The sequence below is a fragment of the Aeromicrobium sp. Leaf350 genome (assembly GCF_916858655.1).
Lineage (GTDB): Bacteria > Actinomycetota > Actinomycetes > Propionibacteriales > Nocardioidaceae > Aeromicrobium.
Genome location: NZ_CAKASL010000002.1, coordinates 693,645 through 719,412 on the forward strand (window position 1 = coordinate 693,645; position 25,768 = coordinate 719,412).

At 71.2% G+C, this 25,768-nt stretch carries 26 protein-coding genes; 10 read left to right on the forward strand and 16 right to left on the reverse strand.

All coding sequences use genetic code 11. From position 1 onward, the window contains the following. Positions 1–83: 83 nt before the first annotated feature. Together LO931_RS12380 and LO931_RS12385 are read left to right on the forward strand one after the other, a co-directional pair. On the forward strand, positions 84–1,265 hold the full coding sequence (locus LO931_RS12380) for an HNH endonuclease signature motif containing protein (protein ID WP_229053925.1): 1,182 nt from the start codon (positions 84–86) through the stop codon (positions 1,263–1,265). Next, positions 1,265–1,903: a class I SAM-dependent methyltransferase gene (locus LO931_RS12385; protein ID WP_229053931.1), complete on the forward strand. Its 639-nt coding sequence runs from the start codon at positions 1,265–1,267 to the stop codon at positions 1,901–1,903. Before LO931_RS12380 ends, LO931_RS12385 begins: the two co-directional genes overlap by 1 nt. On the opposite strand, the gene LO931_RS12390 is transcribed toward LO931_RS12385, so the two are convergent. The 5 genes from LO931_RS12390 to LO931_RS12410 are packed head-to-tail and all read right to left on the reverse strand — an operon-like array spanning position 1,849 to position 5,623. Further along, complete coding sequence (locus LO931_RS12390; RefSeq protein ID WP_229053934.1) at positions 1,849–2,865, reverse strand: LLM class flavin-dependent oxidoreductase; 1,017 nt, start codon at positions 2,863–2,865, stop codon at positions 1,849–1,851. The two genes, LO931_RS12385 and LO931_RS12390, sit on opposite strands and share 55 nt — an antisense overlap. 51 nt (positions 2,866–2,916) lie before the next feature. Further along, complete coding sequence (locus LO931_RS12395) at positions 2,917–3,582, reverse strand: 4a-hydroxytetrahydrobiopterin dehydratase (RefSeq protein ID WP_229053936.1); 666 nt, start codon at positions 3,580–3,582, stop codon at positions 2,917–2,919. Positions 3,583–3,611: 29 nt separating this feature from the next. Further along, entirely contained in the window at positions 3,612–4,103 is a 492-nt protein-coding gene (locus LO931_RS12400) for a phosphoribosyltransferase (protein WP_229053938.1), read from the reverse strand. Between the two features lie 12 nt (positions 4,104–4,115). Further along, positions 4,116–4,979, reverse strand: coding sequence for an alpha/beta hydrolase (locus LO931_RS12405; RefSeq protein ID WP_229053940.1), 864 nt, complete (start codon positions 4,977–4,979; stop codon positions 4,116–4,118). Positions 4,980–5,017: 38 nt separating this feature from the next. Continuing rightward, the gene (locus tag LO931_RS12410) at positions 5,018–5,623 is read right to left on the reverse strand and encodes a TetR/AcrR family transcriptional regulator (RefSeq protein WP_229053942.1); all 606 of its coding nucleotides are present in this window, start codon (positions 5,621–5,623) and stop codon (positions 5,018–5,020) included. A gap of 43 nt (positions 5,624–5,666) precedes the next feature. Between LO931_RS12410 and LO931_RS12415 the strand changes: the two genes are divergently transcribed. From LO931_RS12415 to LO931_RS12445, 7 genes are all read left to right on the forward strand, one after another. Then, positions 5,667–6,887: an oxygenase MpaB family protein gene (locus tag LO931_RS12415; RefSeq protein ID WP_229053944.1), complete on the forward strand. Its 1,221-nt coding sequence runs from the start codon at positions 5,667–5,669 to the stop codon at positions 6,885–6,887. A 15-nt stretch (positions 6,888–6,902) separates the two neighbouring features. Continuing rightward, positions 6,903–7,550, forward strand: a complete 648-nt coding sequence (locus LO931_RS12420) for an MBL fold metallo-hydrolase (RefSeq protein ID WP_229053946.1) — start codon at positions 6,903–6,905, stop codon at positions 7,548–7,550. Beyond that, on the forward strand, positions 7,547–8,506 hold the full coding sequence (locus LO931_RS12425) for a DMT family transporter (RefSeq protein ID WP_229053947.1): 960 nt from the start codon (positions 7,547–7,549) through the stop codon (positions 8,504–8,506). The genes LO931_RS12420 and LO931_RS12425 overlap by 4 nt, the downstream gene beginning before the upstream one ends. A 35-nt stretch (positions 8,507–8,541) precedes the next feature. Next, on the forward strand, positions 8,542–10,068 hold the full coding sequence (locus LO931_RS12430; protein WP_229053948.1) for a UDP-N-acetylglucosamine 1-carboxyvinyltransferase: 1,527 nt from the start codon (positions 8,542–8,544) through the stop codon (positions 10,066–10,068). Positions 10,069–10,094: 26 nt separating this feature from the next. Further along, positions 10,095–10,829, forward strand: a complete 735-nt coding sequence (locus LO931_RS12435; RefSeq protein WP_229053949.1) for a glycerophosphodiester phosphodiesterase family protein — start codon at positions 10,095–10,097, stop codon at positions 10,827–10,829. Beyond that, positions 10,826–12,133, forward strand: coding sequence for an MFS transporter (locus tag LO931_RS12440; protein ID WP_229053951.1), 1,308 nt, complete (start codon positions 10,826–10,828; stop codon positions 12,131–12,133). The genes LO931_RS12435 and LO931_RS12440 overlap by 4 nt, the downstream gene beginning before the upstream one ends. Before the next feature lie 100 nt (positions 12,134–12,233). Then, the gene (locus LO931_RS12445; RefSeq protein WP_229053953.1) at positions 12,234–12,620 is read left to right on the forward strand and encodes an RNA polymerase-binding protein RbpA; all 387 of its coding nucleotides are present in this window, start codon (positions 12,234–12,236) and stop codon (positions 12,618–12,620) included. 12 nt (positions 12,621–12,632) lie between these two features. On the opposite strand, the gene LO931_RS12450 is transcribed toward LO931_RS12445, so the two are convergent. Genes LO931_RS12450 through LO931_RS12465 form a run of 4 tightly spaced genes read right to left on the reverse strand, consistent with a single transcriptional unit; the run spans position 12,633 to position 16,556 of the window. Further along, entirely contained in the window at positions 12,633–13,376 is a 744-nt protein-coding gene (locus LO931_RS12450; RefSeq protein ID WP_229053955.1) for a polyprenol monophosphomannose synthase, read from the reverse strand. Beyond that, positions 13,373–14,866, reverse strand: coding sequence for an apolipoprotein N-acyltransferase (gene lnt, locus LO931_RS12455; RefSeq protein ID WP_229053957.1), 1,494 nt, complete (start codon positions 14,864–14,866; stop codon positions 13,373–13,375). Before lnt ends, LO931_RS12450 begins: the two co-directional genes overlap by 4 nt. A gap of 13 nt (positions 14,867–14,879) precedes the next feature. Further along, positions 14,880–15,962: a Xaa-Pro peptidase family protein gene (locus LO931_RS12460; RefSeq protein WP_229053959.1), complete on the reverse strand. Its 1,083-nt coding sequence runs from the start codon at positions 15,960–15,962 to the stop codon at positions 14,880–14,882. A gap of 21 nt (positions 15,963–15,983) precedes the next feature. Then, positions 15,984–16,556, reverse strand: a complete 573-nt coding sequence (locus LO931_RS12465; RefSeq protein WP_229053961.1) for a hypothetical protein — start codon at positions 16,554–16,556, stop codon at positions 15,984–15,986. A 92-nt stretch (positions 16,557–16,648) separates the two neighbouring features. Between LO931_RS12465 and LO931_RS12470 the strand changes: the two genes are divergently transcribed. Then, complete coding sequence (locus tag LO931_RS12470; RefSeq protein WP_229053963.1) at positions 16,649–17,551, forward strand: 5'-3' exonuclease; 903 nt, start codon at positions 16,649–16,651, stop codon at positions 17,549–17,551. Here LO931_RS12470 and LO931_RS12475 read toward each other — a convergent pair. The 7 genes from LO931_RS12475 to LO931_RS12505 are packed head-to-tail and all read right to left on the reverse strand — an operon-like array spanning position 17,542 to position 25,758. After that, positions 17,542–20,283 (reverse strand): RNA helicase, encoded by a 2,742-nt coding sequence (locus tag LO931_RS12475; RefSeq protein ID WP_229053965.1) that lies wholly within the window; start codon positions 20,281–20,283, stop codon positions 17,542–17,544. The two genes, LO931_RS12470 and LO931_RS12475, sit on opposite strands and share 10 nt — an antisense overlap. Positions 20,284–20,305: 22 nt before the next feature. Further along, positions 20,306–21,217, reverse strand: coding sequence for a diacylglycerol kinase family protein (locus tag LO931_RS12480; protein ID WP_229053967.1), 912 nt, complete (start codon positions 21,215–21,217; stop codon positions 20,306–20,308). Continuing rightward, complete coding sequence (gene tatC / locus LO931_RS12485) at positions 21,214–21,972, reverse strand: twin-arginine translocase subunit TatC (protein ID WP_229053970.1); 759 nt, start codon at positions 21,970–21,972, stop codon at positions 21,214–21,216. Before tatC ends, LO931_RS12480 begins: the two co-directional genes overlap by 4 nt. Positions 21,973–22,029: 57 nt before the next feature. Continuing rightward, a complete protein-coding gene (gene tatA / locus LO931_RS12490) occupies positions 22,030–22,278 on the reverse strand; it encodes a twin-arginine translocase TatA/TatE family subunit (RefSeq protein ID WP_229053972.1) in 249 nt (82 codons plus the stop codon). After that, positions 22,278–23,252 carry a YafY family protein gene (locus LO931_RS12495; protein ID WP_229053973.1) on the reverse strand — a complete coding sequence of 325 codons (975 nt, stop codon included), beginning with the start codon at positions 23,250–23,252 and terminating at the stop codon, positions 22,278–22,280. Before LO931_RS12495 ends, tatA begins: the two co-directional genes overlap by 1 nt. Continuing rightward, positions 23,249–24,208: a YafY family protein gene (locus LO931_RS12500; protein WP_229053974.1), complete on the reverse strand. Its 960-nt coding sequence runs from the start codon at positions 24,206–24,208 to the stop codon at positions 23,249–23,251. Before LO931_RS12500 ends, LO931_RS12495 begins: the two co-directional genes overlap by 4 nt. Positions 24,209–24,219: 11 nt before the next feature. Then, the gene (locus LO931_RS12505; protein ID WP_229053976.1) at positions 24,220–25,758 is read right to left on the reverse strand and encodes an FKBP-type peptidyl-prolyl cis-trans isomerase; all 1,539 of its coding nucleotides are present in this window, start codon (positions 25,756–25,758) and stop codon (positions 24,220–24,222) included. Positions 25,759–25,768 lie beyond the last annotated feature (10 nt).

Genomic DNA, 25,768 nt, shown 5'->3' on the forward strand with positions numbered 1-25,768 from the left:
CGACGATGGAAAACCACCGGAAAACCGCCGAAAGTCCGGCGAGAACAGTTGTCCTCGAACATGTGTTCGAGTATGATGGACGCATGTCCACTCCCCCTCCCGGCACGCTGCGCGAGCTGAGTCAGGCGCGCCGCGAGCGGGCCCAGGCGGAGGCCCGCGAGTGGACGGCGATGGTCACGTTCCGCGACAACGCCCTCACCCGGTTGAGGCGCGACGCCTCGCCGATGCGACAGGGCCTGGAGCGGATGGCCATCCATCTGCAGATCGCCCGCGAGCTGCAGATGTCCGAGGGTCAGGTCGTCCATCGGCTCGCCTCGGCCGACCGTGCCATCGAGCACGGACCGAGGACCTGGGCAGCCTTCCAGGCCGGGCACATCGACGCCGTGCGCGTGCGCGAGATCTCGCTGACCATCGAGAAGCTCGAGCGCGACGACTCGATCCAGCGCCTCGACGACGAAGCCGCCCCCTATGCCCGCGAGCACACCGTGACCGAGCTGCGGCGCTGGCTGCGACGCTTCGTCGCCCGCGTCGAGGCCGACCTGTTCACCGAGCGCGCCAACGCCGAGCGAGCCAAGCGGCACGTCGTCGTCGACCACACCGACGACGGCATGGCGTGGCTGCACGCCTATCTGCCCTCGCACCACGCTGCGGCGATCCAGAAGCGCCTGCAGCGAACGGCTACGGCGATGAAGGCCACCGACAAGGCTGACGGCATCGACCGCACCCATGAGCAGCGTCGAGCCGATCTCCTCACCCACCTGCTCACCTCGGCCCCGGCCGACGAGCTGCCCGCCGCCGTCGGCCTGCGGTGCGACGTCGCGGTCATGATCGATGCCTCGGTCCTCACCGGTGCGGTCGAGGGGCCCGCCGAGGCTGCTGACGGCTCCTGGCAGGTGCCGACCGACTGGCTGCTCCACTCGGCCTTCGCCGGAGATGCGTTCTGGCACCGGATGCTGCTCCACCCGATCACCAAGGACGTCCTCGCCCACGAGTACGCGGGTTACAGTCCGCCGGCCGTCCTCAGGCGCGCCCTGGCCTTCCGGTCCGGCACCTGCGCAACACCCGGATGTCTCGTGCCGGCCGACGAGTGCGAGCTCGACCACGTCATCCCCTGGCCCGAGGGCCGCACGACCGGGCTCAACCTCAAGCACCGGTGCAAGCGCGACCACGCCCGCAAGGGACACGGCATCCTGCTCGAGCTCCTGGACCGCGAGAGTGATCTTCCGAAGCCCGCCTTCGCCGTCGAGTTCGTCCACGCCGCGTGATGTCTGACGTCGTGAGCGAGGCGTACGCGGCACGAGCCGCGGAGTACGTCGAGGTCGTGGGCATGATCGAGCACGCCGCCGAGACCGACCGCGCCGCACTCCTGGCGTGGGCCCGGTCGGTCGACGGCCCGATCATCGACGTCGGGTGCGGACCCGGCCAGTGGACGAGCTTCCTGCACCAGGCCGGTGCCGACGTCGAGGGCGTCGAGCCGGTCGCGGCGTTCCTGGTCCATGCGCGAGCGCGCTATCCGTCGTCGCGGTGCCGCGCCGGACGCGCCGAGGACCTCGGAGTGGAGGACGCGAGCCTGGGCGGCGTCCTCGCGTGGTTCTCCCTCATCCACACCCACCCGGACCTGCTCCACCAGCCGCTCGCAGAGCTCGCCCGCTGCATCCGGCCGGGCGGGACCCTGGCGATCGGATTCTTCGACGGTCCCGCGCAAGAGCCGTTCGACCACGCCGTGACCACGGCCTACTACTGGTCGGTGGACGCCCTGAGCGAACGCCTCGAGCGAGCCGGGTTCTCCGTGCTCGACGCGCGCACGCGGACGGATCCGGGTGCACGCGCCCAGGGACTCCTGGTCGCTCAGCGCCAGCCGAGTGCCGGGGCCACGTGCGTCAGGAGCGACTCCAGCACGTGAGCGTTGTAGTCGACGCCCAGCTGGTTGGGCACCGTGAGCAGGAGCGTGTCGGCCGCAGCGATCGCGGAGTCCTCGCGCAGCTGCTCGATCAGCACGTCCGGCTCGGCCGCGTACGTCTTGCCGAAGCGCGCCACTCCCCCGTCGATGTAGCCGACCTGGTCGGTGCTGCCCGAGCCGCCGAAGTACGCGCGGTCGCGGTCGTCGACGATCGGGAAGACGCTGCGGCTCACCGAGGTGCGCGGCGTGCGCTCGTGGCCAGCGGTCTTCCAGGCGTCGTGGAACCGCTGGATCTGCTCGGCCTGCAGCTCGTGGAACGGCACGCCCGTGTCCTCGGTGAGCAGGGTCGAGCTCATCAGGTTGTACCCCTGCTCAGCCGTCCACTCGGCCGTCGCGCGACTGCCGGCGCCCCACCAGATCCGGTCGCGCAGACCCGGCGACTGCGGCTCGATCGGCAACAGGCCCGGCGGGTTCGGGAACATCGGCCGGGGGTTCGGCTGCGCGAAGCCTTCACCGCTGATGACCTGCATGAAGACGTCGGCGTGGGTGCGGGCCAGGTCGGCGTCGGTCTGGCCCTCCGACGGCACGTGCCCGAAGTACCGGTAGCCCTCGACGACCTGCTCGGGTGATCCGCGGCTGATGCCCAGCTGCAGCCTGCCGCCGGAGATGAGGTCGGCCGACCCGGCGTCCTCCGCCATGTAGAGCGGGTTCTCGTAGCGCATGTCGATCACGCCGGTGCCGATCTCGATGCGCGACGTGCGGGCACCGACGGCGGCCAGCAGCGGGAACGGGGAGGCGAGCTGCCGCGCGAAGTGGTGCACGCGGTAGTAGGCGCCGTCGGCGCCCAGCTCCTCGGCGGCGACGGCCAGGTCGATCGACTGCAGCAGCACGTCCGAGGCGGTGCGCGTCTGCGAGTGCGGCGTGTCGGACCAGTGGCCGAAGGACAGGAACCCGATCTTCTTCACGCAGTGGTCAACGCTCGGGCGGCTCGAAGATTCCCTCGCACTGGGCCCCGCTCACGGCCGGCGGTCGAGACACGTGCAGATGCAGACCTTGTTGCCCTCCGGATCGGCGAGCACCGTGAACGACGGCGCCTCGTCGTCACTGACCAGGACTCCCCCGGCGTCCACGATCGCCGCGATCCGGGCTTCGGCGGCGTCGGGCGCGACCCACAGGTCGAGGTGGAACCGCTGGCGCGGCTCGGCGTGGGGATCGGTCTGCTGCAGCCACATCACCAGCTCGTGCGTGTCCGGGTCGACGACGTCGTCTTCGTCGACGTTGTCGGGCGCGCCGGTGAAGGCGGCCGACCAGAAGCGCCCGACAGCCGGGATGTCAGCAGCATCCAGGGCGAGCGACAGCAGACGGACGGCTGACGGTGTGCCCGTCACGCCGTGCTCGGCGGCCAGCTCGGAGATGCGGCGCGCCATGTCCACGTCCCGCGACGTCAGGTCCCCGGCGTCGTGGCTGCGCAGGTGCACGTCGACGTGGCCGTAGCGCAGCGTGACGTCCGGATGGTGGTTCGCGTCCTCGGCCGCGGCACCGATCGCGTTCACGAGCGCGAGACCTGCGGCGAAGTCGGACGTCGTGAAGCGGGCGTGCAGCCATCGCTCGGCCAGGACCCAGTCGTCGAGTCCTGCGTCGAGGACGTCGGTGGTCTTCACGGGTGTCGTGTCGGGAGCCATGTCCTCAGTCTCACCCCGTCCGCCGGACGTCACACGTCGACGATGCCCGTCCGGTCGACCAGGGGCGGTTCCGACCACGGGAAGTTGATCCACCGGTCGGTCGTGCGCCAGGAGTACGTGGGAGTCACGACGGAGCCCGGCTTGTCGTAGAGCACCGCGGTGCGCACGTCGTCACCGTGGCCGCGGCAGAAGTCGACGACGAGCTCGAGCGTGCGGCCGCTGTCGGCGACGTCGTCGACGACCAGCACCTGCTTGTCGTCGAGATCGGCCGCGTTGAGGTACGGCGGCAGGATGATCGGCGCGTCACGCGTGGTCCCGACGCCGGTGTAGAACTCGACGTTGAGCGCGAAGAGGTTCTTGCAGTCGAGCGCGTAGGCGATGGCGCCGGCGGGCACGAGTCCCCCACGCGCGATCCCGAGCACGACGTCCGGCTCGAAGCCGTCGGCGTGCACGGTGGCGGCGAGCTCGCGGCTCGCGGTGCCGAACAGCTCCCAGGTGAGGACCTCGCGCTCGGACGTCATGCGCCCACTGTGTCAGGCGTCCCGCACCGCTGTCGCCATCGATCGCATCACGTCGTGGGCCCGCTCGCGCGGTCCGTCCAGGAAGTAGTGGTCGCGGTCGGGCAGGTCGAGGTGGTCGACGGGCACCCCCGCCTCGGCGAGCCGGGCGACGTAGGCGACGGCCTCGGCACGGAGTCGGTCGCGTCCGGCCGTGACGACCAGCGTGGGCGGCTGCCCCGTGAGGTCGGGTGCCAGCAGCGGCGATGCGTACGGCTCGGTGCGCCGGCTCTCGTCGCGGAAGTAGGTCCGCCGCACCAGGTCGATCACGGCGGGCGAGATCATCGCCCCGGCCGGCGCCGGCTTGTCCGTCGTGGACACGTCGAGCGACGGCACGCCGAGCAGCTGCAGCCGCGGGAGCGGCGTGCCCAGGTCGACGGCCTGGAGGCAGGCGGCTGCGGCCAGGTTGCCGCCGGCGCTGAACCCGCTGAGGGTCGTGCGGGTCGGGTCCCAGTCGTCGGCCTGCTTCTGCACCCAGGCCAGGACGTCGTACGCCTGCTCCTGAGCCACGGGGTACCGCCGTCGAGGAGCGATGTCGTAGTCGACGTTGACGACCGTGACACCGGCCTCGGCCACGAGGTAGCGGCACCAGAAGTCGTCCATCTTCGGGTAGCGCATCAGGAAGGCGCCGCCGTGCAGGTGCACGTGGACGGGCGCGGGCTCCGTCCGCGTCGGATCGGCGTAGACGTCGCAGCGGATGCGCCCGTGGCGGGTCGGGACGATCAACCGGCGTGGGTCCGGCAGGTCGCCGCCGGCGAAGACCCGGTCGCGGCCGTAGTGCACCGTCATGCGTGCGGAGGCGCCCATCATCAGGGCCTGGGCGTCGGCGAGCAGTCCCATGACGGTGGTTCGGTGCCGGACCTCGATCGGCTGGGTGATCAGGCCAGGTGTCCGGCGCTGAGCCGCACGAGCTCGTCCACGAGCGTCTCGCGGTCGAAGGGCGGTTCGTCGAGCACGAACTGGACGCACAGGTGCTCGACCATGCGCACGAGGATCCAGGCGGACGTCGCGGGACTCACGCGGTCGGTGGGCCGGGCGACCGAGAGGTACGTGCCGACCAGGTCGCTGACCCGGCGCTCGAGCTGCTCGACATGCGGCGCGACGCGAGCACGGGGAAGCTCGCGCGTCATCAGGCGCACGGACTCCCGGTTGGCGATCAGGATGTCGAGCAGCTCGTCGTACGAGGCCCGCATGAGCTCCAGTGGCGGCAGGGCGAAGCGATCGGTGACGACCGTGGCGAGCTGGTCGGCGATCTCGGCGGAGTACGCGTCGACCACGGCCGCCAGCACGGCCTCCTTGTTCGGGAAGTACTGGTACAGCGAACCCGGGCTGATGCCGGCCGCCTCAGCCACGCGGTTCGTGGTCGTGCGCTCGTAGCCGTGCTCGACGAGGACCTGGCGTCCACCCGCGACGATGCGCTCGACCATGAGCCGTGACCGTTCCTGGCGAGGTGCCTTGCGCAGTCCGGGTGCGGGAGAGGTCATACGCGAATTGTATGCGAGTCATTGCTCGTGTCACGCTCCCGGCATGACAGACCAGCTCGTCCGGACGGCTCCACCGACCCGATTCCGGGCCGCGGAGGACCGCGGCGCCCAGATCGGCAAGCTCCTCCGCGTGGTCGGTCGGGTGCGCGAGGTCGACGAGGACCTCATGACCCGGATCGGCGAGCGGCACTGGGCCGTCGACGAGCCAGGTGCCCGGCTGGCGGCCGCAGTGCGCTCGAAGGGCCCGGACCGGGTGCGGCTCGAGCAGTTCCATCGGGCGCTGGCTCACGGGATCGAGGCCGTGCCCGATGCGCCGCCGGCCCTGCGTGAGTTCTTCGCGACGCTCGAGCAGACCCCGGACTGGGTCGACGTCGACCTGATGAACCGCGGCGGCGAGGTGTACCGCCGCCTCGGCCGCAACGCGGGCGACGTCCTGCTGCAGCTGTCGCTGATCGGCGGCTACCGCTTCGGCGGACCGACGGACCTCCTGGTCGCCACCGGGGGCCTCACGGGCGACATGACGCGGCGTCGCCTGGCCGAGACGCAGCAGTGGAGCATCGCCGTGACGGAGCACGACGCGATGCTGCGCGACGGGGCCGGGTGGAAGCTCACCGCGCACGTGCGCCTGATGCACGCCCTGGTGAACCACCGGTACGACGACCACCCCGACTGGGACTCGGCGCACTGGGGCCGGCCGATCAACCAGACCGACCAGGCGGCGACCCTCGGCCTGTTCACGGGCGCGCTCCTGCTGGGGGTGCGCGCCCTGGGCGTGCGCGTGACGCGGGAGGAGTCCCTCGCTGTCATGCACCTGTGGAAGTACGTCGGGTGGCTCATGGGCGTCGACGACGACTGGCTCTTCGACGCCGAGCGCGAGCAGCACCGGCTCAACTACCACGTGCTGCTGGCCCAGGACGACGTCACGGAGGCCGGGGCCCTGCTCTCGCAGTCGATCGTGGAGGCCCAGACCCAGCTGCACTTCCGCCGGTTCGCGAGGTTCCAACGCTGGTACGCGCCGCGACGGCTGCTCAGCATGCTGCGCCCCTTCCTGGGGCGGCGCGGCCTGGCCGACCTCCGGCTGCCCGCGCGTCTGCCGTGGGCGACCGCGATGGTCCTGCCCGGCAACCTGTGGCGGTACCGCGTGCTCATGCGCACGGCGGCGGGACGACGACGCATCGACCGATGGGCGCGGGCGTACCGGGACGAGCAGATGTACCGCTACTTCGGCGCTGACGCCCCGGACGTCGGGCGGCTCGACGCCTGAGCGCATGATGGGCGGGTGCAGATCACCCGTTTCGGACACGCCGCCGTGCTCGTGGAGGCGGCCGGTCGCCGCGTCCTGGTCGACCCGGGCACCTTCAGCACCGACGAGGCCTTCGGGCTGACCGAGCTCGACGCCGTGGTGGTGACCCATCAGCACCCGGACCACCTCGACCGCGAACGTGTGTCCGTGCTGCTCGAGGCGAACACGAGCGCCGTGCTGCTGGCGGACCCGGCGACCGCCGACGAGATGGGCTCGCCCTGGCAGGCCCACGTCGACGGCGACGAGCTCGACCTGGGAGGCCTCGTGATCCGTGCGGCGGGTGCCGTCCACGCCGAGATCCTGCGCACGATCCCGCGGATCGCGAACGTCGGTGTGCTCCTGGTCGCCGAGGGAGTGACCCTGTTCCATCCGGGCGACAGCTACGCGACCGCCCCCGAGGGAGTCGACGTGCTCGCGCTCCCCCTCGCCGCTCCATGGGCCAAGGTGTCCGAGACCGTCGACTTCGTGACCCGGGTCGCCCCGCGCACCGTCTTCCCGATCCACGACCGCACCGTCTCGGATCTCGCCCACGGCATGTACTGGGGCCACGTCTCGAACCACGGTGGCGTGCAGGACATGCGCGGCCTCGGCCAGACCGGGAGCACCGAGGTCACGACCGCGTGAACCTGACTCTCCCCCGGGGCCTCATGGTCCCGCTCATGGTGCTCGCCGGTGCCCTGGTGGCCTTCCAGTCCCGCGTGAACGGGGCCCTCGCCGGCGAGATCGGCACCGGACTGCGGGCCGGGACGCTGGCCGCCGTCATCAGCTTCGGCAGCGGGCTCGCCGTCATGACCCTGATCGTCGTGACCACCGAGTCCGGTCGCCGCTCGATGCGGCGGCTCGCCCATGCGCGCTCCTCGCGTCGGCTGCGCTGGTACGAGCTCGTCGGCGGACTCGGTGGGGCCTTGTTCGTCGCCAGCCAGGGCATCGCCGTCGGCACGATCGGCGTGGCGCTGTTCATCGTCGCGTTCACCGCGGGCCAGTCGCTGAGCTCGCTCGCGGTCGATCACCTCGGATTCGGTCCCGGGGGCGTCCAGGCCGTCTCGGTCGGACGCACCGTCGCCGCAGCCTGCGCGATCGTCGCGGTGCTGCTGAAGGCGATCGAGCAGCTCGACGCCGGAGCCACCTGGCTGACGGTCGGTCTCGCGGCGCTCGCGTTCGTCGCGGGTACCGCCCAGGCCGTGCAACAGGCGCTGAACGGGCGGGTCTCCGCCGTCGTCCAGTCCCCCGCGACGACCTGGAACAACTTCCTCGTCGGCACGACCGCGCTGCTGGTGCTCCTGGCCGTCTCGTTCCTCGTCGACGGTCGGGTCGGGGCGCTGCCGACCGCGGGCTGGTACTACCTGGGCGGCGTGCTCGGCATCGGGTTCATCATGATCGCGGCCGTCGCCGTGCAGACGTACGGCGTGCTCGTCCTGGGTCTGTGCATGATCGCCGGACAGGTCGTGACGGCCGAGCTGCTGGACCTGCTCGACCCCGTGGTCGAGGTCGGGGCCCTCGGGCTCGTCGGTGGCGCGGTCGCATTGCTGGGGGTCGTCGTGGCCCTGCTGCTGACCCCGCCTCGCCGCGCGGAGGGGTGATTTGTCGTATCTCACATACGAGATACGCTGATCAGATGACCGACGACTACCTCGAGCGCATCGGCACGATGATCCGCGACGCACGCGTCCGCGCGAACAAGACCCAGGCGCAGCTCGCCGAGTCCCTCGGCACCAGCCAGAGCGCGGTGAACCGCATCGAGAAGGGCCAGCAGAACCTGACCCTCGAGATGGTGGCGCGCATCGGCAACGCCCTCGACTCCGGCCTCGTCAACGTCGGGTCCTCGGGCCCGAGCCACCTGCGCGTCCACGGCGGCACCGAGCTGCACGGCAGCATCGACGTGAAGTCCAGCAAGAACGCCGGCGTCGCCCTGCTGTGCGCCTGCCTGCTCAACGAGGGCACCACGGTGCTGCGCAAGGTCGCGCGCATCGAGGAGGTCAACCGCCTGCTCGAGGTGCTGTCCTCGATCGGCGTCCGCACCCGCTGGCTCAACACCGACAACGACCTGGAGCTCGTCGTCCCGGCGGAGCTCAAGCTCGACGCGATGGACGAGGAGGCCGCCCGGCGCACGCGCAGCATCATCATGTTCCTCGGCCCGCTGATCCACCGCGAGACGACCTTCGAGCTGCCGTACGCCGGCGGCTGCGACCTCGGCACGCGCACGGTCGAGCCGCACATGACCGCCCTCAAGCACTTCGGCCTCAAGGTCGTCGCCACCGAGGGCAGCTACCACGCCGACGCCACGCCGCACGTGCCCGAGAAGGCCATCGTCCTGACCGAGCGCGGCGACACCGTCACCGAGAACGCGCTGCTCGCCGCCGCGCGCGTCGACGGCGTCACGATCATCCGCAACGCCAGCCCGAACTACATGGTCCAGGACCTGTGCTTCTTCCTGACCGAGCTCGGCGTCGAGATCGAGGGCATCGGCACCACGACCCTGCGGGTCACCGGCAAGACGCGCATCAGCCGCGATGTCGAGTATGCGCCGAGCGAGGACCCGATCGAGGCCATGAGCCTGATCGCCGCCGCGATCGTGACGCAGTCCAGCATCACGGTGCGTCGCGTGCCGATCGAGTTCATGGAGATCGAGCTCGCGGTGCTCGAGGACATGGGCTTCCGGTACGACCAGAGCGACGAGTACCTCGCCGAGAACGGCCGCACGCGTCTGGTCGACATCACGACGCACCCCTCCCCCATGCGGGCTCCGATCGACAAGATCCACCCCATGCCGTTCCCGGGGCTCAACATCGACAACCTGCCGTTCTTCGCGGTCATCGCGGCCACCGCGACGGGGCAGACGATGCTGCACGACTGGGTCTACGAGAACCGGGCGATCTACCTCACCGACCTCAACAAGCTCGGTGCGCGCGTGACGCTGATGGACCCCCATCGGGTCCTGGTCGAGGGGCCGACGCACTGGAGCGGCGCGGAGATGGTGTGCCCGCCGGCCCTGCGCCCGGCGGTTGTCATCCTGCTCGCGATGCTCGCGGGCAAGGGCACGTCGGTGCTGCGCAACGTCTACGTGATCAACCGTGGCTACGAGGACCTCGCCGAGCGTCTGAACGCCCTCGGCGCGCGGATCGAGACCTTCCGGGACATCTGACCCGGCGACCGCCTAGCGTGGTGGCCGTGACCCTGGCGATCGCTCACCGCGGTGGAAGTCTCACCGCGGACAACGTCGGCATCGAGAACTCGCTCGAGGCCTTCGCGCACGCGGCGTCCCTCGGCTACCGCCACCTCGAGACCGACGTCGTCTGCTCGCGCGACGGTGTCGCCTACGTGTGCCACGACGTGAAGCTGCGCCGGCTCACCGGCCAGCGGCTGCACGTCGGCGACCTCGACTCCGCGCAGGTCGACGAGCTCCGCCTGGGTGGCCGCGCTCGCATCCCCCGGCTCGACGAGCTGCTCGAGGCCCACCCCGACGCGTGGTTCAGCATCGACGTCAAGGCCGCCGACGCGGTCGAGGAGACCTGCCGCGTCATCGAGCGGCTCGAGGCCACCGATCGGGTCTGTCTCGGCAGCTTCGACCACCGGCGCACCCTCGCGATCCGTCGCCGGCTGCCCGGCGTCGAGACGGCCGCCTCCCGGCGCGAGGTGGTCGAGGCGCTGCTGGTCCCGCCGTCCCGCCGGCGCGTCGACTACCGCTGGCTCAGCGTGCCGGCGCGCCGCAAGGGCATCCCGGTTGTCACGCGTCGCTTCGTCGAGGCCGCCCACGCGACCGGTGCCGGCGTCCTCGTGTGGACGATCGACGAGTCGCGTGAGATCGAGCGGCTCGTCGACCTCGGCGTCGACGGCATCTTCACCGACCGGACCGACGTGCTGCGCGACACCCTCGTCGCGCGCGGAACCTGGGGGAACCGATGACCGAGGCCGTCGCCACCGCGACCACCCGCCGGCAGGTGCTGGCCTGGAGCCTGTGGGACTGGGGGTCGGCCGCGTTCAACGCGGTCATCATCACGTTCGTGTTCTCGGTCTATCTCGTCGACGGGGTCGGTGACGACCTCGACGGACCGATCTCGGCCAGCACGTGGCTGGCGTGGTCGGTGGCGGCCGGATCGGTCGTCATCGCGCTGCTCGCTCCGGTCACCGGACGACGCTCCGACGCCGGCGGCGGTCGACGACGCTCGCTGGCGCTCCTGACCGCGGGCGTCGTGGCGATGACGGCGCTGATGTTCTTCGTCCGCGACGACCCGTCGTACCTCTGGCTCGGGCTCCTGCTGCTGGTGATCGGCGAGATCATGTTCGAGCTGTCGCAAGTGCCGTACTTCGCGATGCTGCGACAGGTCTCGACCCCCGGCAACGTCGGCCGGGTCTCGGCGATCGGCTGGGCGTTCGGCTACCTAGGTGGCATCGTCCTGCTGCTGATCTGCTTCTTCGGCCTGATCACGGGCGACGGCGGCCTGCTGGGCGTCTCGACGGAGGACGGCCTGAACATCCGCATCGTCGCCGTGCTGGCGGCGGTCTGGTTCGCCGTCTTCGCCCTGCCCGTCCTGTTCCTCGTGCCGGAGCTGCCCGCGGACGCGAGCCCGGCCGCGAAGGTCGGCATCGTGCAGTCGTACCGCGACGTCGCCCGGGACCTCAAGCGCATGTGGCGCGAGGACCGCGTCGTGCTGCAGTACCTGGTGGCCAGCGCGGTGTTCCGCGACGGGCTCGCGGGGGTCTTCGCGTTCGGCGCGATCCTGGCGGTCACGGTCTACGGGTTCACCGACGACACCGTCATCATCTTCGGCATCGTCGCGAACGTCGTGTCCGCGGCGGGAGCGCTCGCCGCGGGTCGGCTCGACGACCTGCGCGGCCCACGGGTCGTCATCGTGGTGTCGCTCACCTCGATGCTGGTCGCGGGCGTCGTGCTGCTGTTCGTCTCGGGCTCGACGATGTTCTGGATCTTCGGCCTGATGCTCTGCCTGTTCGTCGGCCCGGCCCAGTCCGCGGCGCGCAGCTACCTGATCCGGCTGACGCCTCCGGGCCTCGAGGGCCAGAACTTCGGCTTCTACGCGATGACGGGGCGGGCCGCCTCGTTCCTGTCCCCCGCCCTGTTCGGGCTGTGCGTGTTCCTCGGCGGCGACGACCGGTGGGGCATCCTCGGCATCATGATCGTGCTCGGCGCCGGCCTGCTGGCCCTGCTCGCCGTTCCGTCCGACGTGCGGGACCGCGCGACCTCGGGCTGAATGGAAGGTCACAGGCGTTTGCGCCGGGGGTGCACCCTCAGGGGAATCTCACGCAGGTCCCGTACGTTGACGCGAGAGACGACACGAGAGGAGTCCGATCATGGCTGAGCGAGCCTTGCGCGGTGCGCGACTGGGCGGTCAGAGCTTCGAGGACGAGCGCGGTGTCGAGATGGCGCCCCGGCAGGAGGTCGAGTACGTCCTGCCCGACGGCCGCACCTTCACCGTCACGATGGCGCAGGAGGCCGAGGTCCCCCTGCAGTGGGAAGACCCCAAGAGCGGCATCGTAGGTCGCCTCGTCGACGGCGCCGAGCCGGAAGCGAAGAACGAGAAGCCCGTGCGTACGCACTGGGACATGCTTCTCGAGCGTCGCTCCGTCGACGAGCTCGAGGAGATCCTCACCGAGCGCATCGAGCTGTTGCGCGCCGGTGAGATCGGCCCGCCGCACCTGCACCGACGCACCAAGAAGAAGGCGGCCTCGAGCCGCTGACCGACGACCGGTCTACGAGCGCCGGGTCAGGACGGATCGCATCCGCCTGGCTCGGCGTTTCACACCCCAGAGGGTGACGCGCCAGAGCGCCTCGCGCACGATCGACCCGCTCATCTTCGAGCGGCCGCGGGTGCGCTCGACGAACGTGATCGGCACCTCCTCGACCGTCATGCCCAGGGCCAAGACGCGGCGGACCAGGTCGATCTGGAAGCAGTAGCCCTGCGACGCGATGCGGTCCAGGGGAAGGCGTTCCAAGGTCGACCGACGGAACGCCCGGAACCCACCGGTGGCGTCCGTGACCGAGATGGCCAGCGCCTTCTGCGCGTACCAGGTGCCACCCCGGGAGATCAGCCGGCGGTACCAGGGCCAGTTGACGACCCCGCCGCCCGGCACCCACCGGGAGCCGAGCACGAGGTCCGCGCCCCCCTCGTCGATGCGCGCCAGCAGCACGGGCAGGTCCTGCGGACGGTGCGACCCGTCGGCGTCCATCTCGACGACGACGTCGTACTCCCGCGCCAGGGCCCAGGCGAATCCCGCGCGGTACGCGACGCCGAGTCCCTGCTTGCGGGAGCGGGGCAGCACGTGGACGCGGGGGTCGAGACGGGCCAGACGGTCGGCGATCAGACCGGTGCCGTCGGGCGAGGCGTCGTCGACGACCAGCACGTCGCAGTCGGGCGCATGGACGGCCAGGCCGTCGAGGAGTCGGGGCAAGGACTCCGCCTCGTCGTAGGTGGGCACGACGACCAAGGTGGTCACGACCGCGCGTCCTCCCGTCGTCTCGACACCAGGGCAAGGGTCCATCCCACCACACCCAGGATCATGACGGCCCAGCCCGCCGGACCGGCGAGGTGGGCGGCCGGGGTGGAGCCCTCGGCCAGCGGCACGTCGGTCTCGATCGTGGCGGGCTGCCGCAGCGGCGCCTGCGCCACGACCTCCCCGTCGGCGTCGATCACGCCGGAGATGCCGTTCGTCGAGGGCACGAGGACCCAGCGGCCCGTCTCGATCGCGCGCAGGCGGGAGATCGACCACTGCTGACTCGGCTGGGAGGTGCCGGTGAAGGCTGCGTTGCTGGTCTGGACCACGAGCACCTGGGCGTCGTCCGCAATGGCCTGGTCGACCACGCCGTCATAGGCGATGTCGTAGCAGATCGTGTCGCCGAGGCGGAGCCCGTTGACCGTGAGGGCGCCGGGCTCGTCGCCCGCCACCAGGTCGCGGGGGATGTCGCGGTCGATGCGCGGGACGAGGCCGCCCAGCGCGTCCCGGAACGGCACGTACTCGCCGTAGGGCACCGGCTTGCGCTTGACGTACTTCTCGCCCGGACCGTCCTCGGTCCAGACCAGGCCGGCGTTCTCGGCGGTGTCGTCCGTCGGGCCGTCGAGGATGCCGCCGACCAGGATCGGCACCCCCAGGTCGGCCACGAGCTGGTCGAGCCGAGCCGACTCCTCGGCGTTCTCGCGCGGGTCGCTGTCGGTGGAGTTCTCCGGCCACAGCACGACGTCGGGGGCGTCGGTGTCACCGTCCTCGATGCGGTCGACGAGTCGCTGCGTCTCCTCCGCGTGGAGCTTGAAGATCGCCCCCCGCGGCCACTGCAGAAATTCCCCCGGCACGTCGCCCTGCACCAGGGCGAATCGGGCATCGCCGTCCGACCCGGCGACGCCGGTCGGCAGCAGGCCGCCGAGCAGGATCGCCCCGACGATCGTGGCGGCAGCGACGAGCCGGAAACGGGCGGCGAGGTCGACCAGGACCAGCAGCGCCGCCGCCAGGCCCGCCATCAGGAACGAGGTGGCCGGCATGCCGACGAGTCGGACCCAGGACTCCAGGGGCGTGTCGAGAGCCGTGTGGACGAGGCGCCCCCAGGGGAACCCGGTGAACGGGAACGAGCCGCGCACCTGCTCGCCGAGCACCCAGACGGCAGGCATGAGGACCGGCCACCAGGTCAGGCGGGCCACGGCGTGCAGCCCGAGCACGACGACGCCCAGCAGCACGGCCTCGGCGATCACGAGCGCGACGTACGCGCCGTCGCTCACGGCCCGCATCCACCAGATCAACGGACCGAAGAAGGCCAGCCCCCACAGGAACCCGAGGGCCATCACGCCCTTCCAGCGCAGGTCCGGCACACGCAGCACCACCGCGAACAGCAGCGCGACCGCCAGCACCATGACGTACGGGAGCGCGAGCGGCTCGAAGGCGAAGGACGACACGAGGCCCGACAGCACGACCAGCAGCGCAGCGGTGCGGAACCTCACGTCGTGGACCCGCTCAGCCCAGCACGACGAGCTGGCGCTCGGTGTCGTTGAGGACGGCGAGACCGTCCTCGGTGCACACCGCGATGTCCTCGATCCGCGCGCCGAAGCGGCCGGGCTGGTAGATCCCCGGCTCGATGGAGAAGGCCATGCCCGGCTCGAGCACGAGGTCGTTGCCCTCGACGATGTAGGGCTCCTCGTGGGTCTGGGTGCCGATGCCGTGACCCGTGCGGTGGATGAACAGCTCGCCGAAGCCGGCGTCGGCGATGATGTCGCGCCCGACCCGGTCGATCGACTCGGCCGTGACGCCGGGACGGGCGTACGCCCGCTGGGCCTCCTGGGCCTCGTGCAGGACGGCGTAGGCCTCGGCGTAGGCCGCGGGCACCTCACCGCCGGCCAGGTAGTTGCGCGTGCTGTCGGAGCAGTAGCCGGCCGGCGTGGTGCCGCCGATGTCGACCACGACCGGGTCGCCGGCCTCGATGACGCGGTCGGAGACCTCGTGGTGGGGCGAGGCGCCGTTCGGGCCGCTGCCGACGATGACGAAGTCGACCGTCTCGTGGCCTTCCTCGACGATCGCGCGTGCGATGTCGTGGCCGACCTCCCGCTCCGTGCGACCGGGGCGCAGCCACTCGGCCATGCGCCGGTGGACGCGGTCGATCGCGGCGCCGGCCTCGCGCAGCGCCTCGACCTCGGCCGGGTCCTTGCGCATGCGCAGCTGGGAGATCACGGGTCCGGCGAGCACCTGCTCGGTGCTCGGGAGCGCCGCACGCAGGGCGAGCACACGGGCGGCCCACATCTCGTCGTCGAGCGCGATCCGTTGCACGTCGCCGAGCCGGGCCGCCAGGATCGCGAAGGGGTCGTCGGTCTCGTTCCAGCCGACGATCTCGACGTCGACACCTGCGGCCTCCGCGGCCGCGACCTCGAGGTTCGGGGCGACCAGGAACGGGTCGGCACCGACCGGCACGACCAGGCACGTGAGCCGCTCCAGCGGCTTCGCGGCGTACCCGGACAGGTAGCGCAGGTCCGCGCCGGGCGTCACCAGCAGGGCGTCGATGCCGGAGGCTCCGGCGAGGTCACGGGCACGCTCCAGTCGCTGCATGCGAGGAGCCTACCCAGCGGGTCATGGCTGCAGGAGGTTCAGGTTCAGCAGGTTCGATCCGCCCGGGTTCACCGACACCGAGACCAGGTTGCCGCCCGACAGCACCGAGACGTTCACGACCGACGTCGGGGCAGGTGCCGGGGGCGGGGTGACCGGCGGAGGCGTCACCGGCGGCGTGACCGGTGGAGGCGTCGTCGGCGGGGGCGTCACCACCGGCGGAGTCGTGGCCGGAGGGGTGGTGACCGGGGGTGTGCTCGTCGTCGGACGGGGTGCCGGGGTCGTGCTCGAGACGGTCGTCGCGGGGTGGGACGGGCTGCCCACCTCGGACAGCGTGACGTCCTGCGAGACGAGCGCCAGGTCGTCCGCTGCGTCCCAGGTCGCCCCGGGTGCGACGGGCGTGCCCTCGAGGCCGGGCACCGGGTCCGCGCCGGGTGCGACGTCGTCGCTACCGGCGCCGTCCTCCCCCGCCGGTGCGGGCGACGTCAGCACGTCCTCGTCCAGGCCGCGGAACGCGACGACCACCATCGCGGTCAGGAGCAGCACGACGATGACACCGACGGTGGCGTGGGTGGTCCTGCGGAGCACGGCGGTCATGCCCCCCATTCTCGGGCCGGACGTTCCCGCGGTCCGACAGTCACGGCGAGTGTGAGGTACATCACACCGTTGAAAGAGCCTAGGATCGCGGCATGCCCGGACGCCTGTTGCTCCTCGACACCGCGAGCCTCTACTACCGCGCGTTCTTCGGGATCCCGGACTCCCTCAAGGGTCCTGACGGCACCGTCGTCAACGCCGTGCGCGGAATGATCGACTTCGCCGCCACGCTGATCGCCCGCGAGGACGACGCGCCGGCCGCCGTGGTGGCGTGCTGGGACGACGACTGGCGACCGCAGTGGCGCGTCGATCTCGTGCCCAGCTACAAGACCCAGCGCCTGGCCGACGGCAGCGCCGACGCCGAGGAGACCCCTGACCTCCTGGCACCGCAGGTCCCGCTGATCGCCGAGGTGCTCGCCCTCGCGGGGATCCCGGTCGTCGGAGCACCCGACGCCGAGGCGGACGACGTGATCGGCACCCTGTCCCACACCTGGAAGGGTCCCGTCGACGTCGTCACCGGCGACCGGGACCTCTTCCAGCTCGTCGACGACTCGCGCTCCGTGCGGGTCCTCTACACGGCTCGCGGTGTCGCGAAGCTCGACACCGTCGACGCGGCGTGGATCGGTGAGAAGTACGGCATCGACCCCGCCACGTACGTCGACTACGCCGTGATGCGCGGCGACGCCAGCGATGGCCTGCCGGGGGTCGCAGGCATCGGCGAGAAGACCGCCGCGGCACTCGTCAACGAGTTCTCCGACCTCGACGGCATCCTCGCCGCCGCGGAGGACGACGCCTCGTCGATCAAGCCCCGTCCCCGCGCGTCCCTCCTGGAGTCACGCGACTACATCGCCGCGGCGCGCACCGTCGTGACCGTGCGGGCCGATCTCGACGTCGCCGTGCCCGATCCGCTCCCGCAGCCCGACGCGGACGGGCTGCGGGCCTTCGGCGAGCGCTGGGGCGTCGCCAGCCCGGTCGAGCGCCTCCTGGCTCAGCTGTAGCTGATCACGCCGCGGCGGAGGGCGTCGAGCGCCTTGCGGGCGGTCGATCGCAGCGCCGTGTCGTCGCCGGCAGCGACGGCGATCTGGGCGAGGGCGTCGATCAGCTGCTTGACCGAACGCACGAAGTCGCCGGCGGCGAGCCCGGTGACGCTCAGCACCTCGTGCAGCGGTGCGCCGTCGGCCCACAGGCCCACGCCCTCGGCGAAGGCGAAGTCGGGGTCGCGCAGGAAGCGCAGACGGTGACGACGCTCCAGCGCGGCCAGGTCGAGATGGATCTGCCCCATGCGCGTCGCGACGTCGTGCGACTTCTGGGTCACGAACTGCGGCGGCGGCGCGTCGTCGACGTTTCGCGAGGAGTACGTGAGACCGCTCGCGACGGAGGCCAGCTCGGCGGGCGTCAGACCGTTCCACACCCCCTGGTTCAGGCACTCGCTGATGAGCAGGTCGAGCTCACCGTAGATGCGCTGGAGGCGGCGCCCGGTGTCGGTGATGGTGTCGCCCTCGAGGTAGCCGAGCTCGTCGAGCACCTCGCAGACGCGGTCGAACTCGCGCGCCACGGTGTTGGTGCGCTGCTCGATCGTGCGACGGCGCTGCAGGGTCTCCTTCTCGAGCCGCTGGTACCGCTCGGCCCACCGGGCGTGCGACTCGCGGTCGGGGCACTGATGGCACGGGTGCGCCTTGATGAGCCGGCGCAGCTCGGTCACGCGCGGGTCCTCGTCGGTCGGCCCGGAGCCGCCGGTGTGCAGCGAGCGGCCCTGGCGCTCCACCGCGTCACGACGCAGCGGAGCGCGGCTGCGCAGCGTCGTGGCGAGCTCGCGCCGGGACTGCGGGCTGCGCGGGTTGAAGTTCTTGGGCACCCGCATCTGGCCGAGCGGCTCGACCGGCCCGGTGAAGTCGACCGCCGCCAGCCGGCGCGCGTGCCGGCCCTCGGTGAGCACGAACGGCCGCGGGCCCTCGCGGTCGGCGGCGTGGCCCGGGTCGAGGACGACGGCCGACCCGGCCCACTTGCCGCGCGGGACCTCGATGATGTCGCCTCGCTTGAGCGCCAGCAGGGACGAGGCGACGCCTTCCCGCGCCTTGGCCTTGCGGGCCCGCGAGCCCTCGCTCTCGATGTCACCGATCTGACGCCGCAGGTCGGCGTACTCCATGAAGTCGCCGAGGTGGCACGTGGCGCCCTCGGCGTAGCCCTCCAGGGCCTCGTCGGACTTGTGGATCTGACGGGCGAGGCCGACGACCCCGCGATCGGCCTGGAACTGGGCGAACGACTGCTCGAGGAGGTCGCGAGCCGTCTTGCGACCCACCTGGGCCACCAGGTTGACCGCCATGTTGTACGAGGGCCGGAACGAGGAGTTGAGCGGATACGTGCGGCGGGAGGCCAGCCCGGCGACCTGGCGCGGATCGAAGCCCGCCTGCCACAGCACGACGGCATGGCCCTCGACGTCGATGCCGCGCCGACCGGCGCGACCGGTGAGCTGGGTGTACTCCCCCGCCGTCACGTCGACGTGCGCCTCGCCGTTCCACTTGCTGAGCTTCTCGATCACGACCGAGCGCGCGGGCATGTTGATGCCGAGCGCGAGGGTCTCGGTGGCGAACACCATGCGCACGAGGCCCAGGCTGAACAGGTGCTCGACACACTCCTTGAACGTCGGCAGCATGCCGGCGTGGTGGGCGGCGACGCCTCGACCGAGGGCCTCGCGGAACTCGTGGAACCCGAGCACGTGGAGGTCCTCGTCGGGCAGGTGCGCGCAGGCCTCGTCGACGTAGCTCTCGATCTCGAGGCGCTCCTCCGCGCTCGTGAGCATGACGCGCGCGTCCAGGAGCTGCTGCACGGCCGCGGCGCAGCCGGCTCGGCTGAAGATGAAGTCGATCGCCGGCAGCAGGCCCTCCTGCTCGAGCTTCATGGCGATGTCGAGCCGGGACGGCGTGGTGTGGCGGGTGCGCGGTCGGTGGCCGCCCTTCTTGGGACGCCCCTTCTGCATGCGGCTCAGCTGCCAGTCGTCGCGCGCGAACCGCTCCAGCTGTCGGCTCACGACGGGGCCGCCCTCGGGGCTCGCGGCACCCTCCTCGAAGAGCCCGAACAGCTTGCGGCCGACCAGCACGTGCTGGTGCAACGGCACCGGTCGGCTCTCCTCGACGATCGTCACGGTGTTGCCGCGCACCTCGGTGAGCCACTCGCCGAACTCCTCGGCGTTGGAGACCGTGGCCGAGAGCGAGACGATGCTGACCGACTCCGGGAGGCCGATGATGACCTCCTCCCAGACGGCGCCGCGGAAGCGGTCGGCGAGGTAGTGCACCTCGTCCATCACGACGTAGCCGAGGCCCTCGAGGGTGCGCGAGCGGGCGTACAGCATGTTGCGCAGGACCTCGGTCGTCATGACCACGATCGGGGCGTCACCGTTGATGCTGCTGTCACCCGTCAGCAGGCCGACGTTCTCGGTGCCGTAGCGCTCGCCGAAGTCGTGGAACTTCTGGTTCGACAGCGCCTTGATGGGGGTCGTGTAGAAGCACTTGCGGCCGGTTGCGAGCGCGAGGTGCACCGCGAACTCGCCCACGATCGTCTTGCCCGACCCGGTGGGGGCCGCCACGAGCACGCCCTGGCCGTCCTCGACCACGCGGCACGCCTCGACCTGGAAGTCGTCGAGCGGGAAGGAGTGGTGGCCGCGGAACTCAGTGAGGTGGGGGTGCTGGCGCTCGGCCCGCGACCGCGCGTAGGCCTCCGACGGACTGGGCATGACCCCAGCCTACGGACGTCGCTCAGACGCGCGTGGGAGGCGCGAGCACCGAGAGTGCCCCGGGCAGGACCTCGGCCGTCAGGGGCAGCGCCCCGAGGCGCTCGCCGTCGCCGTACGCGACGATCCCCGGGGCGTCGATGCGCACGGACCGGACGCGGTACCGCTCGAACTCCGGCATCGAGACGTGCGTGCCCTTCGTGAGCTTCGGGAAGGTGCGGATCAGCAGCGTCCGGCTGACGGGGCGGATCAGGCAGACGTCGAGCAGGCCGTCGTAGAGCGAGGCGCCGTGGGCGATGCGCAGACCTCCTCCGAACGAGGGGCCGTTGCCGATCGCGACGAGCATCGCGTCGGTCTCGACGGTCGAGTACTCCCCCGCGGCGTCGGTGAGCTCCAGCGTGAACGGGATCGGGGAGAACGCGCGCAGCTCGGCCACGATCGCGATGTTGTAGCGCATGTTGCCGCGGGGCCAGGTCATCGCGTTCGCCCGCTCGTTGACCTTCGAGTCGAAGCCGGAGGCCACGACCGTGGCGACGAGCCGGGACTCCCCCGCCCCGTCGACCCGGGCGAGGTCGATGCGACGAGGCGTGCTGCTCAGCAGGACGTCGAGGCACGCCTCGGCGTCGCGGTAGGGCAGCTCGAGGGCGCGCGCGAGGTCGTTGCCCGTCCCGGCCGGCAGCAGGCCGAGCGTGGCGTCGGCCTCGACCAGCAGGTCGAGGATCCCGTGGAGCGCGCCGTCCCCGCCCGTGACCACGACGGTGTCGGCCCCGCCGGCCAGCACGGCGGCCAGCGACGACCGCACCGAGACCACGTCGTCACCGGTGACGCGGTCGACCGTCCAGCCCGCCGACCGCAGTCGGCGCGTCGCCTGCTCGCCGATCGCCTCGCCGCGGTGCTTGCCCGACATCGGGTTCACGACCAGGGCCGCGTGCCTCACAGCGGCGACGCCTCGTCGTCGGGGACGTCCGGCTCGGCCTTCGCGCGGCGCCGGTCGGTGAGTCGTGCGATGACCTCCGAGACCAGGTAGAGCAGGGTCATCGGGATCGCGAGGAACAGCATCGTCAGCGGGTCGGTGCTCGGCGTCGCGACGGCGGAGAAGACGAAGATGGCGACCACGGTCCACGGGCGGGCGCGCACGAGCGCGCGTCCGCTGACGACGCCGAGCCGGTTCAGCATCACGACCGCGAGCGGGATCTCCGCGGCGACGCCGAACACGAGCATCATCCGGATGATGAAGTCGTAGTACTCCGCTCCGCTGACGAGGTTCTCGAAGCCGTCGGGCACGAAGCCGATCAGGACCAGGATGGCCTTCGGGAGGATCACGTAGGCGAGGGCGACCCCCGCGAGGAACAGCGGCACGCCGATGCCGGTGAGGATCAGCGCGCCGCGCCGCTCGTTGCGGTGCAGCGCCGGGAGCACGAACGCCCACATCTGCCAGATCCACACCGGGCTGGCGAGCACGATGCCGGCGACGAGGGCGATCTTGAGCTGGAACTGGAAGGCGCCGCCGATGCCGGTGATGACGAGGTTGGTGTCGATGCCCTGCGCCTCGAGGTCGGGCTCGATCTGCCGGTACGGCTCGGTCAGGAACGCGAGCAGCTCGGAGTAGAAGACGAAGCCCAGGACCGTCGCCGCCAGGATCGCGAGCACACCGCGGAAGATCCGGGTGCGCAGCTCACGCAGGTGCTCCATGAGCGGCATGGTGCCGCCGGGCGCCTGGCCGGCGCCCTTCCCGCGCCCCAAGGCGGATCAGTGCTTGTCGTCGGGACCGTCGACGCGCGTGATCTCGACCTGACGCGCACGCGGCGTCTCGTCGGCCTCGGGCTTCTCGGCCTCGCGGCGCTGGTCGTCGTCCTCGAGACCCTTGATCTCGGACTTGAAGATGCGGAGGGCGCGGCCGCTGCCTCGGGCGAGCTCGGGGAGCTTCGCGGCACCGAAGAACAGGAGCACGACCGCCAGGATCAGCAGGATCTCGGTCGGGCCGATATTTTTGAACATCACAGCTCCTCGGTTGCGGGCGTGAGCCCATCGTACGCCGCCAGGGCTGAGCGGGCGTGCTCCGTCACCTGTGCGCGTGCTGAGTCCGGTGCCAGGACCCGTACGGCACCGCCGGATCGCAGCGCCAGACGGCGCGCCCACGCCTCGTCGCTCGCCACCAGCGAGACGATCCAGGTCTCACCCGTGTCGTCGAGGATCTCGGCGTCGTAGTGCTCGACCACCCAGCGCGCGCCCGGCGCCACGGCGAGCTCGACACGCAGACCGCCGTCTCCGGCCGCGAAGAACCCGTCTCCGGCGGTGCGGGGCGCCACGGCACGGTTCTCGACGGGGACGTCCAGCACCTCCGCGCGCTCGATGCGGTCCAGGCGGAAGAACCTCTGGCCACCGGCCCGGTGGCACCAGGCGTCGAGGTACTCGTGTCCCTCGCGCACGAAGGTGGCGATCGGGTCGACCTGACGCGTCGTGATGGCGTCGCGGGAGGGAGTCGTGTAGACGATCTCGAGCCGGCGGCCCGCGCCCAGACCCTGGCGCACCGTCGTGAGGATGCTCTGGTCGACCGCCTCGAGCACCACGGCGACCGACTCGGGCGACTGCCCGCCGACGGCGGTCTGGAGCTTGCTGAGCGCGGAGTCGACGACCTCGACGTGCTCGCCGCTCGTGGCGTCACGCAGGGCCCGCAGGGCCACGATGAGCGCCGAGGCCTCCCCCGCGTTGATGCGCATGGGCCGGGTCATGAAGTCGGCGTTGGAGATGTAGATCCGGTCGTCGTCCTCGAACGCGAACAGGTCGATGTCGATCATCTCGCCGCCGAGCGAGCCGACGCCGGTCATCATGAGCTGCTCGACGTCCTTGCGGATGACGCGGGGCTTGACCCCGAACTCGCGCGCCACCTCGTCGACCGAGACGCCCTGCTTGCTCTGCAGGTAGGGCACGAGCGCGAGTCGACGCTGCACGTCGCGCGCTGAGGGCCTCACGCGTTCGCCTCGACGGAGGCGCGGAGCACGTCGACCGCCATGGCCCGTGCCTCCGGCGGTGACACCACGAGGACGTGCGGTGCGAAGGAGGCTGCGGTGCTGGCGAGCTCCCAGGTCGAGCGGTACCCGACGACGACCTCGTCCAGGTCGTCGTCCAGCTCGGTGACCGATAGCGCGTGGCGCCGGAGGGGCAGGGCGCGGTCGCGACGGACGTGCAGCACGGCCTCGCCCACCGGGTCGTTGACCGTGAAGGACGCGGCGAGGTCGCGCACCGAGGTGTCGGGCGGGACGGTGTAGGAGTCGGCCGGACCGGCCGGGGTCACGTCGCCCCGGATGCGGGAGACCCGGAACAGGCGCGGTTCGCCCCGGTCGACGTCGTGACCGCCGACGTACCAGCGGCCACGCCAGGAGAGCACGCCCCACGGCTGCAGGTGCCGCTGCACCGGGTCCTCGCCGGTGCGGCCGTACGGGAAGCGGATGGGCTGGTGCGCGCGGACGGCGTCCCAGACGGCGTCGAAGGCCGGCTCCCCCGCCGTGATGCGCGGCTGGGCGAGCGGGACGGCACTGGTGTCGATCGCGACGCCGGCGGCCTTCAGCTTGATCAACGCGTCACCCGACTGCCCCGCGAGCCCGGCGTGTTCCCATACCTGGGCGGCGAGACCGATCACGGCCGACTCCTCGGCCGTGAGCTCCAGGTCGGGCAGCTCGGCCGCGTCGCGCGGGATGCGGTAGCCCTGCATGTCCTCGTGGAGCGGGTCGAAGCTGCCGATCTCGAGCGGGATCCCGAGATCACGCAGCTCCCCCTTGTCGCGCTCGAACATCCGGTTGAACGCGTCGTCGCTGCTCGCCCGGTAGTCGTCGATGGCCGCGCGCACCTGCTCCTTGGTGAGGAACTGGCGGGTCGAGAGCAGCAGGAAGATGAGGTTCATCAACCGCTCGGACTTGCGCTCGGCCATGGCGACCTACCTCAGACGGTGTCGACGATGTCGATGACGAAGGTGAGCGAGTCGCCGGGAGCGATCAGGCCGCCGGCACCGCCACCGTCGCCGTACGCGCTGTCCGACGGGCAGGTCAGCACCACGCGGGAGCCGATCGTCTGGCCGGGCAGCTGCCCCGTCCAGCACGGGATGACGCCGGAGAGCGGGAACAGCGACGGCGACTCGCGCTCGAACGAGGAGTCGAAGACGGCACCCGAGGGGTAGATCTGGCCCACGTAGTTCGCGTAGACGAAGTCGTCGGCCTCGACCTCGGCACCGTCGCCCTTGACGACCGTGAAGACACCCAGGGCAGCGGGGCCGGTAGCGGCCGCACCGTCGACGCCGGTCACGGAGTCACCGTCGACGACGGGGGTCGGGATGCCGGCCGGCAGCTCCTCCTCGTCGCCCTCGGGCGCCGTGACGTCGGCGCTGACGTCGATCGAGTCGGTGATGTCGAAGTAGAAGATCAGCGTCTGGCCGGGCTCGTAGCCCACCTGCGCGGCGGCGTCGCCGAAGAAGTCGCCGGCCGTGATGCCGACGAGCACCTTCGAGCCGACCTTGGTGCCCTCGAGCGCCGAGATCATGGGCTCGGGCAGGCCGGGGGCCGTCTGCGGGGACTCCGCCTCGGAGGCCTCCACGTTCTGGAAGACGATCGCGGCCGCGGGTGCGCCGTTGGCGCCCTCGCCGAAGGAGGAGTCGACCGTCTCACCCGTCTCGCCGTCGGCGATGATGTAGTCGGCGCGGAAGTAGTCCTTCGCGTCGATCTCGGGGCCGTCGCCCTCGGACAGGACGGCCGTCTCCGGCTCCTCGACCTCGAGCGGCTCCTCGACGGTGATCTCGGGGACGTCGCCCTCGCTGACGGTCACGCCCGGGAGCGAGTCGTCGGCACCCCCGCCGAACGGCTTCCACACGAGGAGGGCGGCGATCACCGCCATGATCGCGACGGTCGAGACGGTCAGGACAAGGTTGCGGCGGGACACGGAGCTCCTCGGGGTGGACTTCTGGGGGGACGTGGTCGAGCTCGGCTCGGCCTTCATGCGGCGGGCCTCGAGAGCCGTCTCGAGCAGGTCGACGGCCTTCTCGTGGAAGTCGGCGACGACGTCGGCGTCGACCGTGGTCGAGAACAGCATGGTCCACGTGATGCGGTCGCGGATCGTGATGCCGACGGCTTCCTGGCCGTCACGCTCGAAGGTCGTGCTGGTGACCTTCTTCAGGTCGTCGTAGCTGATGGCGTGCGTCGTGAACACGTTGCGCTCGCCCTCGCGGGACCAGCACACCACCAGGCGGTCGCTCAGGAACGCGGCCAGGCCGTCCTCGGTCGAGACGGTCTTGCCGGGGTACGGCGTCGGCCGGTTCTCGGAGTCGACGCTGACCTGCACGGGCACGACGGAGACGACCCGGCCCTTCGCGCCCACGGCCGGAGCCAGGGACTGCTTGAGCATGGCGCCGTAGGACGCGGCCGGGAAGGCGCCGTCGCTCGAGGCGTCGTTGGCGCGGACCTCCCGCTGCAGATCGTCGAGCGTCGACATGCACGTCCTC